The organism is Bradyrhizobium sp. BWC-3-1 (assembly GCF_032917965.1).
Lineage (GTDB): Bacteria > Pseudomonadota > Alphaproteobacteria > Rhizobiales > Xanthobacteraceae > Bradyrhizobium > Bradyrhizobium canariense_D.
Map to the genome: position 1 here is coordinate 6189376 of NZ_CP136625.1, position 15065 is coordinate 6204440.

Here is a 15065-nt window from a genome sequence, read left to right on the forward strand (position 1 = left end):
CGATGAAAAGCCGCCGCATCCATCTGATGGGAGCCTCCGGCTCCGGCGTGACGACGATCGGCCGCGCGCTCGCGAGCCGGCTTGCGCTGCCGCATCACGACAGCGATGATTATTTCTGGCTGCCGACGGCGCCGCCCTACCAGACCACGCGCCCCGCTGCCGAGCGTCTGCGCCTGATGCGCGAGATGTTTCTGCCGCGGCTCGATTGGGTGCTGAGCGGAACGGTCACCGGCTGGGGCGACGAGTTCATCCCATTCTTCGATTTCGTCGTCTTTGTGACGACGCCGCGCGAGCTTCGCTTGCAGCGCCTGCGTGACCGCGAGGCTACGCATTTCGGAGCGGATGCCGTCGCACAGGGCGGCTGGCGTCATGAGGAGGCGGAGTCGTTCGTCGACTGGGCCTCGCACTACGAAGCCGGCGATCGCGAGGGTCGCAGTCTCGCAAGAGATGAGGCGTGGCTCGCGAAGCTGCCCTGCCCGGTCGTGCGCGTCGACGGCTCACGCCCGCTTGCGGACCTCGTCGAGCAGCTATGCAGCGAAGCGCAGCGGCTGCCGGGCTGATGTGATACTGTCACGATGCCACTGCCAAATAATAATACAGGGAGAGAAACCATGCTCAGCCGACGCAGCGTCCTGCTTGCCTCCCTTGCCGCCGGAGTTGCCATGTCGAACAAAGCCCACGCACGTGCCGCGCAGCCCGCCACTCCGGTCAATTTCGACCTCCCGGCCCATGCCTGCGACTGTCACACCCACATCCATGGCGATGTCGAAAAATTTCCGTTCTTCGCGGGCCGCGTCTACACGCCGGAACCGGCTTCGCCGGAGGAGATGGCCGCGCTGCACAAGGCGCTGCATATCGAGCGCGTGGTGATCGTGACGCCGAGCGTCTACGGCACCGACAACTCGTCGACGCTGTTCGGCATGAAAGCGCGTGGCGCGGCCGCGCGCGGGGTGGCCGTGATCGACGACAAAACGACCGAGGCCCAGCTTGACACGATGCAGGCAGACGGCTTTCGCGGTGTCCGCCTCAATCTCGCGACCCGCGGCGTCAACGACCCCAATGTCGGCCGGCCGCGCTTCACCGCCGCAGTCGAGCGCATGAAGGCGCGCGGTTGGCACGTGCAGCTCTACACGACGCTTCCCATGATCTCGGCGATCAAGGACCTCGTCGAGACGGCGCCACTACCCGTTGTATTCGACCATTTCGGCGGCCTTGAGGCCTCGCTTGGGCTGGAGCAGCCGGGATTTTCCGACCTGGTCGCGCTGGTGAAATCCGGCAAGGCCTATGTCAAGATTTCCGGCGCCTATCGCTCCTCGAAGCTCGCGCCCGATTATCAGGACATGGTGCCCTATGCCCGCGCACTGATCGCGGCGAATGCGGACCGCATCGTCTGGGGCACGGACTGGCCGCATCCGGATTCGAGCCGTGTCGAGGGACGCAAAGCCACCGACATCGCGCCGCTCTACCAGATCGACGACGGCCGCCTGCTCAACCAGCTTCCGGTGTGGGCGCCGGATGCGGATGTGCGCAAGAAGATCCTGGTCGACAACCCGGCGCAACTCTACGGGTTCTGAGTCGCGCCAAGCGCAATTCGGTTCAACGACCGCGACACGGTTCCACAATGAGGCGTGGAACTGTTGTCGCGAAGGCACAAACTCGTTGGACTCACACGAACGTGTTTGTGCTCTCGTCCGTTTCTCACCCTTCTGGTTGAGGCGGCGCTCAGCGCCATCGCGCTTGGGTTCACCAATCCGCTGACCGTCATCCTGTTTCTGGCTGCGCTGCACGCCTTTTCAATGCAGACCGCGGCAGCCCCGCTGATCGCCGGTGTCTTCGTCGGTTCCGCGATCTGGTGGACCGTGCTCAGCACGATCATGGCAATGGCGCGGTCACGGCTGACGCCGCGCATGCTGTCGATGAGCAGTCGGTTGGCCAGCTTGATGCTGTTGGGCCCTCGGCACCATGATGCTGGTGCGGATCGCGCAGCGGATGCTGTGATTGGCGGCGTCAGCGCGCGCGGCGGGAGAAGAAGGAGATCAACACCGGCAGCGTCACCAGGATCACGATAGGGGCGAGCATCATGCCTGTCACCACGACCACCGCAAGCGGCTTCTGCACCTGCGAGCCGATGCCTTCCGACAGCGCGGCCGGCAACAGGCCGATGCCGGCGACGACGCAGGTCATCAGCACCGGCCGAAGCTGCAATTCGCCGGTGCGTATCACCGCGCTCATGCGGTCCATGCCCTCTTCGATGAGTTGGTTGAACTGCGACAGGATGATGATGCCGTCCATCACGGCGATGCCGAACAGCGCGATGAAGCCGATCGCCGCCGAGACACTGAAGGCGGTACCTGTGATCAAGAGACCGAGCACGCCGCCGAAGATGGCCATCGGAATCACGCTCATGGCGAGCAGCGTGTCGGTCATCGAGCCGAAATTGAACCAGAGCAGGACGCCGATCAGCGCCAGCGAGATCGGGACCACGATCGACAATCGCCGGATCGCGTCCTGGAGATTGCCGAATTCGCCGACCCAGTCCATGTGCGCGCCGGGCGGCAGTTGCACCTGAGCGGCGATCTTCTGCTGCGCCTCGCGGATGGCGCTGCCGAGGTCGCGTTCCCGTACCGAGAACTTGATCGGCAGATAGCGCTCCTGCTGCTCGCGATAAATGTAGGCCGCACCCGAGACGAGGCTGATGGTGGCGACCTCGCTCAGGGGGATCTGCGTGACGGTGCCGTTCGGTCCGGGCGCACCGATCCGCAAATTCTGGATCGCCTCGGCGCTCCTGCGGAATTCCGGCGCAAGACGAACGATGATCGGGAAGTGGCGGTCGCTTCCTGCCTCGTAGATGTCACCGGCGGTGTCGCCGCCGATCGCGACCTTGATGGTGGCGTTGATGTCGCCCGGCGCGAGGCCATAGCGCGCGGCCTTGGCACGGTTGATATCGATCTGGATGGTCGGCTGCCCCAGTGAGGTGAACACGGCAAGGTCGGTGACGCCCTGCACGGTTGATAGCACCGACTTGATCTTGTTGGCGGTGTCGGTCAGCGCCTGGAGATCGCTGCCGAACAGCTTGATCGAGTTCTCGCCCTTCACGCCGGAAACGGCTTCGGAGACATTGTCCTGGAGATATTGCGAGAAGTTGAACTCGACGCCGGGGAAGCGATCGTCAAGCTGCTTGAGCAGTTGCGCGGTCAGCTCTTCCTTGTCGCGGGTGCCGGGCCATTGGCTGGCGGGCTTGAGGGGCGCGAAGAACTCGGCGTTGAAGAAGCCGGCGGCGTCGGTGCCGTCATCGGGGCGGCCGTGCTGCGACACCACGGATTCCACTTCAGGCCGCGCGCGGATCACCTTGCGCATTTCGTTGACGTAGGAGTTGCCTTCCTGAAGCGAGATGGTCGGCGGCAGCGTGGCGCGGATCCAGAGATTGCCCTCCTCCAGCTTCGGCAGGAATTCGAGGCCAAGCAAGCGGCTGAGCGCAACCGTCATCAGTACGAGGCCGAACGCGCCACCGAGCATGATGCCGCGGTTGGCGACCGCCCAATGCAGCACCGGCATGTAGATCCGATGCAGGATCAGCATCACCCTGGTCTCGGTCTCATGAACATGCGCCGGCAGAATGATCGCCGACAGCGCAGGAGTGACGGTGAACGTCGCAAGCAGACCGCCGGCCAGCGCGTAGGCATAGGTCCGGGCCATCGGTCCGAAGATGTTGCCCTCGACGCCGGAGAGCGTGAACAGCGGCAGGAAGGCCGCGATGATGATGGCCGCGGCGAAGAAGATCGAACGAGAGACATCGGCCGCCGCGCTGAGGATGGCGTGGCTTTTCATGCCGAACAGCGTCTCGGACGACATCTGCTCGGATTCCGACATCGGCGTCGTCTGCGTCAGGCGCCGGAAGATCGCCTCCACCATGATGACGGTGGCATCGACGATCAGGCCGAAATCGATCGCGCCGACCGACAACAGGTTCGCCGATTCCCCCCGTAGCACCAGGATGATCACCGCGAAGAACAGCGCGAACGGAATGGTGGCGCCGACGATCAGCGCACTGCGGAGATCGCCGAGGAATATCCACTGCAGCAACACGATCAGCAGAATGCCGATCACCATGTTGTGGAGCACAGTGTGGGTCGTGAGGTCGATCAGGTCGCCGCGGTCATAGATGCGCTCGATGCGCACGCCGGGCGGCAGGATGCTGGAGTCGTTGATGGTTTGAACGAGTTGGTGGACGCGCTTGATGGTTGGCGAGCTCTGCTCGCCGCGGCGCATCAGGACGATGCCTTGCACGATGTCGTCGGACTCATCGAGGCCGGCGATGCCGAGACGGGGCTTCTGGCCGACGGTGACGGTGGCGACGTCCTTGACCAGCACCGGATTGCCGTTGGTCTGCGAGACCATGGTGTTGGCGAGGTCGTCGATCGAGCGGATCAGGCCGACGCCGCGCACCACGGCCGATTGCTGACCGATATTGACGGTGTTGCCGCCGACATTGACGTTGGAATTGCCGACCGCCTGGAGCAATTGCGGCAGCGTCAGGCCGTTGGCGACCAGCTTGTTGAAGTCGACCTGGAGCTCGTAGGTCTTGCTCTTGCCGCCCCATCCGGTGACGTCGATCACGCCGGGCACGGCACGGAAGCGCCGCTGGAGGATCCAGTCCTGGATGGTCTTGAGGTCGAGCACGCTGTAGTTCGGCGGGCCGACGAGACGGTAGCGGAAGATTTCGCCAATTGGACTGAGCGGCGAGATCTGCGGCTGCACATTGCCGGGCAGCGGCGCGAGCTGCGCCAGGCGGTTCAACACCTGCTGCAATGCCTCGTCATAGGTGTAAGCGAACGAGAACTGCAGTTTGACGTCGGAGAGGCCGTAGAGCGAGATGGTGCGAATGGTCGTCACGTTCTTCAGACCCGCGACCTGGGTCTCGATCGGAATGGTGATGTAGCGCTCGATCTCCTCCGCCGACAGGCCCGGGCTCTGCGTCACGATGTCGACCATCGGCGGAGTCGGATCGGGGTAAGCCTCGATGTTGAGCTGGTTGAACGCGATCAGGCCGCCGATGAGGACGGCGACGAACATCCCGACCATCAGGAAGCGCCGGTTGACGGCAAGGGCGACGAGGCGATCCATTCAGGTCTTCAGCTTGTCTTTTCCCGGCCCGTCGATCAGCTGCCGGACGCGGCGCGGTCGATGAACAGGCTGCCTTTGGTGACCACCTGCTCGCCGGGCTTGAGATTGCTGGTGACCTCGACGAGGTTGCCATTGATGAGACCGATCTTGATCTCGCGCAGCTCCACCGACTTGTCCTCGCGTGCGACCCAGAGGCGGACCTTGTCGGCTTCGTAGATCAAGGCCTGCTTCGGTACCGCCGGCGCGGCGCGGTCGCCGGACGAATAGATCGTGACGTTGGCGAACATCTCCGGCTTCAGCAGGCCATCCTTGTTGTCGATGGTGGCGCGGACCAGCAGGCGGCGGGTGTTCGGATCGATCGCGGCGGCGACGTAGTTGACCTTGGCGGTCAAGGGGCGGCCTGGCAGCGCCATCACGTTGACGCTGATGTCCTGCCCGACGCACACGGCAGCCGCATCGCTCTCGCGCACGAAGGCGGTGAGCCAGACGGTGGAGAGATCGCCGACCACGAAGACCGGATCGCTGGCGCCCGAATTGACGTACTGGCCGGGGCCAATTTTACGCTGCACGACCGTGCCTGCGATTGGCGAATAGATCGTGACTTCCGGATTGATGACGCCTTTGTCCTGGAACGCCTTGATGGTCTCGTCGGTGAAGCCGAGGATCCGCAGCTTGTTGCGCGCGGCTTCCAGCGCTGTCGCCGAGGAGCGCATGTCGTTCTGCGCTTGAACCTGGGTCGCTTCCGCCTGCTGATAGTCCTTCAGTGGGATGGCATGGCCCTCGTAGAGGTCCTTGGCGCGCTTGAACTGGATATCGGCAAGATCGATCGCCGACTTGGCCTTGTTCTGCGAGCTCATCGCCGCAATGAAATCGTTCTGGGCCTGCACGGTGTCGGCGGCCTCGATCGTGAACAGCGGTTGGCCTTGCTTCAGCACCTCGCCTGGCTTGGCGAGCAGCTTGGTCACCCGGCCTGCATAGGGTGAAAACACCGGCGTCGAACGGTCCTCGTCGACTGCGACCTTGCCCTCGGTGACATACTCGGCGCGGAAGGTCTTGGCCTTGACCGGCTCGATCGTCAGCGTCGCCCATTCCGACGGCGTCGGCGTGAAGTTCTGCGCATTTCTGCGCGATTGGCTGGAGATCTCGGAGTGGCTCTTCTCCTTGGCTCCCGCATAGAGGAAGCCGTAGGCCCCGGCACCGGCAAGAGCTAGTAAAACTACGGATGTAATTACCCGTTGTTTTGTAAGCACCTGCAATCGCTTGGTATTTTCAACTACCATGGGGCCCGGTCATGTCTGCGATGATACCGGCGGATGCCTGCGTCATCGGTCGCGCTAATAGTGCCGAATTGTAATTTCAAACAACCTAAAAAACACCGGGCGCCTTTCGGTTTGCGTTAAAAATTTGCGACACGTCAGCTTCACGTCAGCTTATCGCAGGCCACTCTGCCGGATGACTGCCGAGCGGCATCGCCGGACGGCTCCATTGCGCCCGCGTCTTCGACAGCAGTGCCGAATGGCGCACCGCCTTCAACGTGCCGAAGCCAGATGGCATGCCCTCGATGAATGCAGCATGTACGGCCTCACCCGTAATATCCGGGGTATTCAGGCCCTTTTCGAGCCGTCCGAGATTCCACAGCCAGCGCCCGGTCTGCGCCAGCGACACGCGCACGTGCCAGCTGCCGCCTTCGCGGGCCTGGCGGGCCTTGGCCATCATCGCGCCGAACGCCATCAGATAGCCGGTGGCGTGGTCGAGCATCTGCGCCGGCAATTCCTTCGGTCCATCGATGCCGGCAGCCTGTCCTTCGGCATGGTTGAACCCGGTCGTGGTCTGCACCAGCGAATCGAAGCCGCGCCGTTCAGCCCAGGGACCGGCATGGCCATAGGCTGACAGCGTTACGTAGACGATGCCGGGGTTGATTGTCGCTGCGTCCTCCGGCGTGAAGCCGAGAGCGGCAAGCGCGCGCGGGCGATAGCCTTGCGAGAAGATATCGGCGTCTCTCAAGAGCTCGCGCAACTGCGCACGCCCGGCCTCGCTTTTCAGCTCGATGAAGGTGGTGAGCTTGCCGCGCCCGGTGTCGATGGTCAGCCACGGAATGGCCGGCAGTTCGGGGCCTGACACGAGCAGCACATCCGCGCCGTGCGCGGCGAGCGTGCGGCCGGCGACGGGCCCCGCGATGACGCGAGAGAGATCGAGCACGCGCAGGCCTGCGAGCGGGCGATCGCCTTTTGGCAATCGTTGCGGCCATGGCTTCGGCGGGGCCTCGCCGATCTTCTCGATCGAGACCAGCGGCAATTCGGCGAGCGCGCGGGCCTGCGGCAGCGCCGACCATTCGTCGTACGAACGCATCAGGGCAACGACGCCGCCCGCGGCGTAGGTCGCAGTCTCGAAATCCTCGCTCTTCCATTGCATCAATGCGGCCTGCACCTTCTCGCGCTCGGGTTCGCAGCCGAGCACCTTGCAGACGGCGTCGCGATGATGCGGGAAATTGGTGTGGCAGCGGACGAAGCGGTTGTCGCCGGTTCTGTAGACGCCGGCGATGGCGTCCCAAGCGGGCGGCGGCGGCTTGTCGTCGACGCGCAAGTAGCGCTCGGAGCGGCATTCGGCGACGGCATGGCGCAGGTCGACGCTGACGTCCTGCGCTTCGCCGCTGCGCAATCTCCAGATTTCGGCGGCGGCAAGGCCGGCGGCGGCGATCGTTGTCTGGCCGGCAATTGCGACGCGAAATGAGGACGGGATCTGCGGCTCCTCGCCCGTCAGCCGGACGCGCGCGAGCGCGGCGGCGTCACCGCCAGCGGAGGTCCAGATGTTGCTGAGAATCTCGGTGGGGCTTTGCATGACCCTTCTCTCCCTTTAGTTTGCGACCATCGCATTAGCACACAAGGACATGCAATGGCCGCCATCGATCCTCTCACCGCAGGCGCCGTGTTCATCGCAACGGCGGCCACCGACGCGGTCTATGTCATGTTCACCTCGGCCGTGATCGCGCGCAAGCGCGTGCCCGCGGCGAACTGGAGCGCGGTCTGGTACATGCTCTCCTCCTATGCGGTGATCAGCTACACCGAAAACGCTTTCTATGTGGCTTTCGCGGCGATCGGCTCCTGGGCCGGCGCCTACGTCTCACTGACATTCCTGCACCGCCCGCCCGGCGGCCCGCCGGTGGGGGCGGCACCGGAGTGAGGGCCGCTGTTTCCACACGGTTATTGCGAGCGAAGCGAAGCAATCCAGAGTCTTTCCGCGGTGGCAGTCTGGATTGCTTCGTCGCAAGAGCTCCTCGCAATGACGATGTGGAGGCTTTTGGGCATCTCTCGAAACAGCTACACTCGCTGCGACCAACAAAAAAGGAAAACCAACCAATGGATCTCGGTCTCAAAGGGAAGAACGCCATCGTACTTGGCGGGACGCGCGGCATCGGGCGGGCGATTGCGGCGACGCTGGCCGGCGAAGGCAGCAATGTCGCGGTGTGTGCACGCAACGCGGACCAGGTTGCCGCCACGGTTACGGAGTTGAAGGCCAGCGGGATCCGCGCGACCGGCGGTCCGGTGGATGTCACGGACGGCGCGGCACTGAAATCCTGGATCGAGAATGCTGCAAAGGAGCTTGGCGGCATCGACATGCTGTTCTCTAACGCGGGCGCAATGGCACAAGGCCATGATGCCGCGTCGTGGGAGCAGAATTTTCGACTCGACCTGCTCGGCGCCGTGCACGCGTTCGACGCCGCGCGGCCGTTCCTCGAGGCTAGTGGCGACAAGGGCGGCGACGCCGCCTTCGTGATCATCTCATCGATCTCCGCGGCGCAAGCGGACACGGCGAGTTCCTACGGCCCGATCAAGGCTGCGTTGATCCACATGGCCAAGGGGCTGGCACGGCAGTACGCGAAGAAGAAGATCCGCGTCAACGTGGTCTCGCCAGGCACGGTCTATTTCAAGGGCGGCGTCTGGAATACGATCGAGCAGAACATGCCCGAGCGCTACAATGATGCGATGAAGCGCAACCCCACCGGCCGCATGGCCACGCCACAGGAGATCGCGAGCGCAGCGGTATTTCTGGCAAGCCCGGTGTCGGGGTTCACCACGGGCTCCAATCTGGTGGTGGACGGGGCGATCTCGAACCGGGTGAATTTTTAAGAACAAACTCGTCATTGCGAGCGTAGCGAAGCAAATCCAGTATTTCTCCGCGGTGACAGTCTGGATTGCTTCGCTGCGCTCGCAATGACGGGACGAGCGAGACGCGGCCCCCACCCTCAATGAAAATCCCGCGACGGCGGCAGGATGCGGACGTTGCGGGGGTGGCGAAGTTTTTGCGCGGGCGCATCCGTGTGGGCGCGGGGATCGTCGTTGAGCGGCTCGATCGGGGCGACGCCTGCCGGCACCGGATGCTTGCGGCCGAGGGCGTCGTTGGCGAGGCCGACCAGATCGTGCGAGCGGTCGATCATCCGCTGGGCGATCAGATGCGTCACCTTTTCGGGACTGCTCTGGATGTAGCCCTCGACGAGGATGAGGCGTGCGCCCATCACCTCCTTCCGGTACTGCTCCATGATCTTCGGCCACACCACGACATTGGCGATGCCGGTTTCGTCCTCCAGTGTCATGAACACGACGCCGCTGGCGCTGCCCGGCCGCTGCCGTACCAGCACGACGCCGGCACAGCGGACACGGCGCCGCTCGTTGTCGTGATTGATGTCCTTGCAGGCGACGATGCGCTCGCGCGTAAACATCTCCCGCAAAAATTCAATCGGATGGCCTTTGAGCGAAAGGCGAATGGTCTGGTAGTCCGCGACCACCTGTTCGGCGCGCGGCATCACCGGCAACGGCCTGGCGTGCTCGTCCGGCTGCTCGCGTGCGGTGGCCACCTCGAACAGCGGCAGCGGCACATCGTCGGGCAGGCGCCGCACCTGCCACAGCGCCTCGCGGCGGTCGAGCCCGAGCGAGCGGAACGCGTCGGCATCGGCGAGCAGGATCAACGCGCGCTTGGGCAGGTCGGTGTCGCGGGCGAAGTCTTCCAGCGATGTGAAGGGCCGGCGGTTGCGGGCGGCGACGATGCGGTCGGCCCAGTCGGGCGCTCTCTCCACATGGTCATTCCGGGACGCGCCTCTTTTCAGCCTTTCCTCATCCTCGTCCAGCCAGTGGAAACCGTCGATCTGGCGGAAGCCGAGACGTACCGCGCAATATCCGCCGTTTCCCTGCTCCAGCGTGCTCTGCGCAAAACTGTAGGACACATCGATCTCGCGCACCTCGACCCCGTTCTTGCGGGCGTCGCTGACGATCTGCGCCGGGGCGTAAAAGCCCATCGGCTGCGAGTTCAGGAGGCCGCAGCAGAATGCATCAGGGTGATAATGCTTCAGCCATGAGGAGATATAGACAAGCTGCGCGAAGCTTGCGGCATGGCTCTCCGGAAAACCGTAACTGCCAAACCCCTTGATCTGTTCGAAACAGTTTCTGGCAAAATCAGGCGCATAACCGCGCGCGATCATGTTGCCGATCATCTTGTCTTCGAACTTGTCGATGGTACCGACATTGCGGAACGTTGCCATCGCACGGCGCAGGCCGTTGGCCTCCTCGGCCGTGAACTTCGCGGCTTCGATCGCGATCCGCATCGCCTGCTCCTGGAACAAGGGCACGCCGAGCGTCTTGTGCAGCACCCTGTAAAGCTCGTCCTTGTCGCCATGATCCGGCGACGGAGACGGATAGCTCACCTTTTCCAGGCCGTTCCGCCGCCGCAGATAAGGATGCACCATGTCGCCCTGGATCGGACCAGGCCGCACGATCGCGACCTCGATCACGAGATCGTAGAAGGTCCGCGGCCTCAGCCGCGGCAACATGTTCATCTGCGCGCGGCTCTCGACTTGGAACACGCCGAGCGATTCCCCGTCGCACAGCATGTCGTAAACCCTGGAATCATCCTGCGGGACGCTCGCCAGCATCCAGCGTTCGCCCTTGTGCTGCTCGATCAAATCAAAGCATTTGCGGATGCAGGTCAGCATGCCCAGCGCGAGCACGTCGACCTTCATCATGTTGAGCGCGTCGACGTCGTCCTTGTCCCATTCGATGAAGGTGCGATCGTCCATCGCGGCATTGCCGATCGGCACATAGGTGTCGAGCCGGTCCTGCGTGAGCACATAGCCGCCGACATGCTGGGACAGATGACGGGGGAATTCGATCAGCTCGGTCGCGAGCTCGACTGCGAGGTTGATCATTGAATTCTGCGGATCGAGGCCGGCCTGCCTGACCTGCATGTCGTTGAGGCCCTTGCCCCAGCTTCCCCAGACGGTGTCGGCGAGTGCGGCAGTGACGTCCTCGGTCAGGCCCAGCGCCTTGCCGACGTCGCGGATGGCGCTGCGCGGGCGATAATGAATGACGGTGGCGATGATCGCGGCGCGATGGCGGCCGTAACGCCGATAGACATATTGCATCACCTCCTCGCGCCGCGAATGCTCGAAATCGACGTCGATGTCGGGCGGCTCCAGCCGCTCCTTGGAGATGAAGCGCTCGAACAGCAGATCGACCTTGGTCGGGTCGACCGAGGTGATGCCGAGCACGTAGCAGACCGCCGAATTCGCCGCCGATCCCCGCCCCTGGCACAAAATGTTCTGGCTGCGGGCGTAATGCACGATGTCGTGCACGGTGAGGAAGTAATGCGCGTATTTCAGATCGGCGATCAGTGCGAGTTCTTTCTTCAGGGTGGCGCGCAGCTTGTCGTCGATCTTGCCGCCAAAATATTTGTCGACACCCGCCCAGGTCAGATCCTCCAGATGCCCCTGCGCGGTCTTTCCCGGCGGCACCGGCTCATCCGGATACTGGTATTTGAGCTGACCGAGCGAGAAGGTGATCTTGTCCGCAAAGCGCATGGTCTCCGCGACAGCTTCGGGGAAATCGCGGAACAGCCGCGCCATCTCCCTGGGCGTCTTCAGAAATCGCTCGGCATTGGCTTCCAGCTTCCGGCCGACCGCCTCGATCGTGGTTTTCTCCCGGATGCAGGTCAGCACGTCCTGGAGGGGACGGCGCGCGGAGTGGTGATAGAGCACCTCGTTGGTCGCAAGCAGCGGCACTTTTGCTTTTGCGGCGAGATCATCGAGCTGCGCGAGGCGACGGCGATCGTCGCCGCGATAGACCAGACTCGCCGCCAGCCACACGCCCTCGGCGCGACTTGCCTTCAGCTTGGCGAGGATGTCCTGCGCTTGCGCCGCATCGAAGCGATGCGGCAGCGTCAGGATCAGGAGCTGGCCTTCGGAAAACGCAAGGAGATCGGCGAAGGTGAGATGGCATTTGCCCTTCGCGATCCGCGTGATGTCGTCGCCGCGCTTGCCCCGGGTGAGAAGCTGGCACAGCCGGCCATAGGCGGCGCGGTCACACGGATAGACCAGGATATCCGGCGTGCCATCGATGAAGACGATGCGCGTGCCGATCAAAAGCTTCGGCTTGTACAGCACCTTGTCATTGTCGAGCTCCTTGTAGGCGCGCACTACGCCAGCGAGCGTGTTGTGGTCGGCGATGCCGATCACGGGAATGCTGAGGATGCTGGCCTGGTGCACATAGGCACGCGGGTCCGAACCGCCGCGCAGGAAGGAGAAATTCGTGGTGATGCCGATCTCGGCATAAGAAGGTATGTTCATGCGAAGAGACCGTGCACATACCAACCGGGAGGAACGGGCTTGCCGTCGCCGTCGAAGCACTCCCCCTCGTAAAGACCGTCGCGAAAGATCCAGAAGCGCAAGCCTTCGGCATCTTCGATACGGAAATAATCCCGCGTCAGTTGCTTGCCGTCCTGCCGCCACCATTCCATGGCGATGCGCTCGGGGCCCTCCACCCGCACCACCGCATGCTGCGCGCGGCGCCAGGTGAATTGATGCGGCGGCCCGTCGGGCACGGTCGCGAACGGCACATTGATCGGCTCAGGCTTGTCGAACAACCGCAACGGACGCAGCGGCGGCTCACCCTCGGTGCGCGCGGGCCATTCGGCCTGCATGGCCACGGCGAGATGATGCTGGGCAGGCGCCGCCAGCACCGCACATTCAGGGATATGGGTATCCTCAGGCAGGTGCACGACGACGCGCTTTCCGCCGATGCGCGCGGCGATGCGGTCGATCAGCGCGGCAAGCTCGTCATTGTCGTGGACATGGGCGTCGAGATCGCGCTGCTCCTGCACCACGATCTCGGTGCGGCTTGCCGACAGCCGCACCATGTCGAAGCCGAAGCCGGGATCGAGGGGATCGGCGAGTGCATCGAGACGCTCGCGGAACAGCCGGTCGACGACCGCGCTCCGCGTCACGGGACGTCCGGTTTCGACCATGATGGCGCGCACCGCGCCGTCGGTACGGAAGAATGTGGCTTCTAACCGTCGCGCGCCCTTGCCCTGCTTCTCCATCGACGCGATCAACGTATCCGCCAGGCGCGACAGCGTCATCGCGATCATGGTGTCGGTCGCGATCGGCTCGGCAAAGCGTTTCTCCACGATGTAATCAGGCGGCGGCTTTCGTGGATTGATCGGCGCATCGCCCTGCCCCAGCGCATGCGCGAGCAGCGTGGAGAACCGCGCACCGAACCGCGCCGTGATTTCGCTCGGCGTGCGCGAGGCGACATCGCCGATGGTCTTCAGGCCGGCGCGTCGCAGACCGGTGGTAATGGCCTCACCCGCGCCAAGTGCGGACACCGGAAACCGACTGATTGCCGCCGCCTCCTCGCCATCGGCAACGATGGTCCCTGAAGATTGCCGCGTCAGCGTGCGCGCGCAGACCGAGGTGCCGGCGATCGCCGCGCTGACGGCAAAGCCCTGGCGGTCGAGGGCGCGGACAAGGGTTTGCAACAGCGCAGCCTCGCCGCCGAACAGATGCGCGCAGCCGGTGATGTCGAGGAACAGCCCGTGCGGCGGATCGAGCGCCACCAGCGGCGTGAAGCGGTCGCACCAGTCGGCGATGTCGCCGATCGTCTTCGCATCGGCCATGGCATCGGCGTCGAACACCTTGAGATTTGGACACATCGCCCGGGCATTGGCCAAAGGCTGGCCGATATGCAGACCGAGGCGCTCGGCCGCCTCGTCCAGCGCATGGATCACCAGCGCGTTGCTATCCTTGGCAACGACGATGCTAGGCGCATTATTTTTATGCAGTCCGACGTTGCCGAAGAACCGCTGGATCCGATCGATGGGCAGGCGCGGTAGCCACAGGCTGAGGATACGCCGACGATTCAGAGAACTGGCACTCATCACATTTCCATTCCATGATCCACCGGCCACACGGACCGTGACGATTGCGCAGGAGCTCGGCATCGAAGCGCGGCGCCCCCCAGGCGCTCCACATCGCGCCCGGCGGCGAATGCGCCGCGCGCAGCATCCATCTGGTCTCGGCGGTCGAGGGTAAAGGTTGCGCGGCCATCCGCAGCAACAGGCCGGTGACACCGGAAGATTGCGCAGCCAGCGTCAGCTTGCGGCTCGCCACGAGATCGAACTGCCTCGTCTCACCCCAGAGCTCGAGCACGACGGCGCCCAGCGCGTCGCAGGCGAGCGCATCGGCCGACGTGCGCAACGCACTCTCCACGTCGGCGGCGCGCACCATCACCATACGGCGCGGATCGAGACCGATCTCGGTGAGCCCGCTCATCGACAGCGCACCGGTTTCAATTTCTGAAAAATCCTGCCGCACCCACAGCAGCGGTTTGCGTGCCGTCATGCGCCCCGCAAGTCCGGTGACAAAGCCGGTCGCGGCCGCGCCCTGACGTCCTTCGCAAAATACCTCGTGGATTGCCGCGCGTGCGAGCCCGCCCTTTAGCGCGCTGTCGGCCTCGCGATGGCCGAGCGCGACACGGTCGCGATGATGCACGACCTCCGCCGTCTCGATGCGCTCGATCTGGCCGCGCAAGGCTGCAAGCGCGCTTGTTCGTGCGCCGCTCATATACGCCGCTCCTCAGGAGTGATTGCCGGTGGCTCTCAAAAAGAGAACCAGCGGC

At 64.0% G+C, this 15065-nt stretch carries 10 protein-coding genes; 4 read left to right on the forward strand and 6 right to left on the reverse strand.

Features of this window, described 5'->3' with window-relative positions:
• Window positions 1-2: 2 nt before the first annotated feature.
• Complete coding sequence (locus tag RX329_RS30045) at window positions 3-560, forward strand: hypothetical protein (RefSeq protein ID WP_085362357.1); 558 nt, start codon at window positions 3-5, stop codon at window positions 558-560.
• A 51-nt stretch (window positions 561-611) separates the two neighbouring features.
• A complete protein-coding gene (locus RX329_RS30050; RefSeq protein WP_085362356.1) occupies window positions 612-1574 on the forward strand; it encodes an amidohydrolase family protein in 963 nt (320 codons plus the stop codon).
• Between the two features lie 433 nt (window positions 1575-2007).
• Here the strand turns inward: RX329_RS30050 and RX329_RS30055 are convergent, their stop codons facing one another.
• The 3 genes from RX329_RS30055 to RX329_RS30065 all read right to left on the reverse strand — a co-directional run bounded on the left by RX329_RS30055 (window position 2008) and on the right by RX329_RS30065 (window position 7962).
• A complete protein-coding gene (locus RX329_RS30055) occupies window positions 2008-5124 on the reverse strand; it encodes an efflux RND transporter permease subunit (protein ID WP_085352250.1) in 3117 nt (1038 codons plus the stop codon).
• A gap of 35 nt (window positions 5125-5159) precedes the next feature.
• Complete coding sequence (locus RX329_RS30060) at window positions 5160-6404, reverse strand: efflux RND transporter periplasmic adaptor subunit (RefSeq protein ID WP_085352249.1); 1245 nt, start codon at window positions 6402-6404, stop codon at window positions 5160-5162.
• A gap of 145 nt (window positions 6405-6549) precedes the next feature.
• Window positions 6550-7962, reverse strand: a complete 1413-nt coding sequence (locus RX329_RS30065; protein ID WP_085362355.1) for a CoA transferase — start codon at window positions 7960-7962, stop codon at window positions 6550-6552.
• 54 nt (window positions 7963-8016) lie between these two features.
• Between RX329_RS30065 and RX329_RS30070 the strand changes: the two genes are divergently transcribed.
• Window positions 8017-8304 carry a hypothetical protein gene (locus RX329_RS30070; RefSeq protein ID WP_007593600.1) on the forward strand — a complete coding sequence of 96 codons (288 nt, stop codon included), beginning with the start codon at window positions 8017-8019 and terminating at the stop codon, window positions 8302-8304.
• Window positions 8305-8480: 176 nt separating this feature from the next.
• Window positions 8481-9251, forward strand: a complete 771-nt coding sequence (locus tag RX329_RS30075; RefSeq protein ID WP_085385865.1) for an SDR family NAD(P)-dependent oxidoreductase — start codon at window positions 8481-8483, stop codon at window positions 9249-9251.
• A gap of 116 nt (window positions 9252-9367) precedes the next feature.
• Here RX329_RS30075 and RX329_RS30080 read toward each other — a convergent pair whose 3' ends face one another.
• The 3 genes from RX329_RS30080 to RX329_RS30090 are packed head-to-tail and all read right to left on the reverse strand — an operon-like array spanning window position 9368 to window position 15010.
• Complete coding sequence (locus tag RX329_RS30080) at window positions 9368-12736, reverse strand: error-prone DNA polymerase (protein ID WP_085362354.1); 3369 nt, start codon at window positions 12734-12736, stop codon at window positions 9368-9370.
• Window positions 12733-14325, reverse strand: a complete 1593-nt coding sequence (locus RX329_RS30085; RefSeq protein WP_085385866.1) for a Y-family DNA polymerase — start codon at window positions 14323-14325, stop codon at window positions 12733-12735. The genes RX329_RS30080 and RX329_RS30085 overlap by 4 nt, the downstream gene beginning before the upstream one ends.
• Window positions 14222-15010 carry an ImuA family protein gene (locus RX329_RS30090; RefSeq protein ID WP_085362353.1) on the reverse strand — a complete coding sequence of 263 codons (789 nt, stop codon included), beginning with the start codon at window positions 15008-15010 and terminating at the stop codon, window positions 14222-14224. Before RX329_RS30090 ends, RX329_RS30085 begins: the two co-directional genes overlap by 104 nt.
• Window positions 15011-15065 lie beyond the last annotated feature (55 nt).

What these genes read in the sequence shown, in the direction of transcription:
- RX329_RS30045 (WP_085362357.1), top strand. Translation starts at nt 3, where the DNA reads ATGAAAAGCCGCCGCATCCATCTGATGGGAGCCTCCGGCTCCGGCGTG.
- RX329_RS30050 (WP_085362356.1), top strand. Translation starts at nt 612, where the DNA reads ATGCTCAGCCGACGCAGCGTCCTGCTTGCCTCCCTTGCCGCCGGAGTT.
- RX329_RS30055 (WP_085352250.1), bottom strand. Translation starts at nt 5,124, where the DNA reads ATGGATCGCCTCGTCGCCCTTGCCGTCAACCGGCGCTTCCTGATGGTC.
- RX329_RS30060 (WP_085352249.1), bottom strand. Translation starts at nt 6,404, where the DNA reads ATGGTAGTTGAAAATACCAAGCGATTGCAGGTGCTTACAAAACAACGG.
- RX329_RS30065 (WP_085362355.1), bottom strand. Translation starts at nt 7,962, where the DNA reads ATGCAAAGCCCCACCGAGATTCTCAGCAACATCTGGACCTCCGCTGGC.
- RX329_RS30070 (WP_007593600.1), top strand. Translation starts at nt 8,017, where the DNA reads ATGGCCGCCATCGATCCTCTCACCGCAGGCGCCGTGTTCATCGCAACG.
- RX329_RS30075 (WP_085385865.1), top strand. Translation starts at nt 8,481, where the DNA reads ATGGATCTCGGTCTCAAAGGGAAGAACGCCATCGTACTTGGCGGGACG.
- RX329_RS30080 (WP_085362354.1), bottom strand. Translation starts at nt 12,736, where the DNA reads ATGAACATACCTTCTTATGCCGAGATCGGCATCACCACGAATTTCTCC.
- RX329_RS30085 (WP_085385866.1), bottom strand. Translation starts at nt 14,325, where the DNA reads ATGAGTGCCAGTTCTCTGAATCGTCGGCGTATCCTCAGCCTGTGGCTA.
- RX329_RS30090 (WP_085362353.1), bottom strand. Translation starts at nt 15,010, where the DNA reads ATGAGCGGCGCACGAACAAGCGCGCTTGCAGCCTTGCGCGGCCAGATC.